This window comes from Neobacillus citreus, assembly GCF_018343545.2.
Lineage (GTDB): Bacteria > Bacillota > Bacilli > Bacillales > Cytobacillaceae > Neobacillus > Neobacillus citreus.
In genome coordinates this window covers 1-1,533 of record NZ_JAGYPE020000139.1, presented here as the reverse complement: position 1 = coordinate 1,533, position 1,533 = coordinate 1, and the positions used below count along the sequence as shown (strand labels likewise).

At 41.5% G+C, this 1,533-nt stretch carries 1 protein-coding gene and 1 pseudogene; one reads left to right on the top strand and one right to left on the bottom strand.

Annotation, left to right across the window (positions count from 1 at the left end; all coding sequences use genetic code 11):
* Positions 1 to 350 precede the first annotated feature (350 nt).
* Positions 351 to 488, bottom strand: a pseudogene (locus KHB02_RS29595) (helix-turn-helix domain-containing protein); the annotation flags it as partial.
* Between the two features lie 470 nt (positions 489 to 958).
* Between KHB02_RS29595 and KHB02_RS29590 the strand changes: the two are divergent.
* Positions 959 to 1,363 (top strand): UTRA domain-containing protein, encoded by a 405-nt coding sequence (locus tag KHB02_RS29590; RefSeq protein ID WP_213143793.1) that lies wholly within the window; start codon positions 959 to 961, stop codon positions 1,361 to 1,363.
* The last annotated feature ends 170 nt before the right edge of the window (positions 1,364 to 1,533 follow it).

Below are 1,533 nucleotides of genomic sequence, written 5' to 3'. Positions count from 1 at the left end.
TTCTGCCCGTGAGTGCAAAAAAAGTTTCGCACCGGTAAAAATAAGCGGTCTATTTTGCCCGTGAGCCCAAGAAAAGAGGAGCACCGGTAAAAATAAGCGGCCTATTTTGCCCGTGAGCCCAAGAAAAGATGAGTACCGGTAAAAATAAGCGGTCTATTTTGCCCGTGAACCCAAGAAAAGATGAGTACCGGTAAAAATAAGCGGTCTATTTTGCCCGTGAGCCCAAGAAAAGAGGAGCACTGGTAAAAATAAGCGGTCTATTTTACCCGGGACAAACCAAGGTTCCTTTTTCAAAAAATAAAAGGTTAGCTTCCACTGATGATATTATTCAGCAGAACTCTAACCTGAAATTATTTGATTCTTTCTGTTATCTTGTATTGTTTGATTTTACTATATAGGCTTACCCGCGATATCCCCAATAGTTTGGCCGCTGCACTTTTGTTGCCATAGGTTTCTTTCAGCACTTCCTCAATCCGTTCCATCTCTTTTTTAAAAGGAAGGAACGTAAAAGATGCCCTGGTTTTACGAGCCACAGCTGCTTATGAACAAGCCAATCTATGGAGAAACAGTTGGCCTGAAATAGTTAAAAATCTCTAGGAACGGTGCCTAGTCACCGCCCGGAAAAATCTTGTTTTATAGAATGTTTTATGATTATTGTGAATGAAGAGAGTTGATCATTTAAGGAATGGTTGGCTCTTTTTATTTTTAGAACAGGTGCGAAGGTCAACACCCGAATGCAGACATTTGGATTTAAAGTTGGTTTATAAGATTCGACATTCCTCTGTTACCAATACAAATAGAAATTCAGTTTCAGAAAAGGCGCTTGCCAATACTAAACAATCGTTTGAGTAAATGACAAAATTTTTGGAAGAAGGTGTATGGAAAGCTGAATATATCTATATTTCCGCCCATGTATTGCCTGCAGTGAGGGCTGGATTGGACGGGTCTATATTCAGGAATGCCGCTGCTTTGCACCGTCAATCCTGCGATTACTGACGATTCTCTCTATGAAATTACAGCAGCCAAGATCCGGCGCGTCCACTTAGTCAATGACGATCCGATTCATCTGGAAACAAGCTATTATTCCTTAACCAAGTTTCCTTATTTGGATCAGTATATAGAAGAATCTAGCTCCATTTATAGCATCATAAAAGACAGGTATTTGACCAAAGCTGTTAAAAACCATAAAACACTGAATGTCGTCTACCCGACAGTAGAGCAGGCCAAACTGCTTCAGCTGACTCAAGACAATATTTTATATGAAATTGAGAAGCTGGCATACGACGAGAAGGGTGAGGTCATTCACTTTGCCAAATCGTATTTGCCAACGGATAAGGTCTCGTTTACCATTACTACTGAATAGGTTGAAACAGGATTGTCTCCAGTTCCTTGGGGTTCAATCCTTAATTTTTGAATGCCAACAGTGACTAAGGCCGGGTTCTTCTTAAGCCCGGCCTTTGTTTGTGCGCCCGGCATGGGTGCAGTCTCTAGGGTGTAAGTCCCGAGCCACGAAGGCAGTAGTAGTGGTTAGCT

Coding starts and splice junctions, on each gene's coding strand:
- KHB02_RS29590 (WP_213143793.1), top strand. CDS start 959: ATGCCGCTGCTTTGCACCGTCAATCCTGCGATTACTGACGATTCTCTC.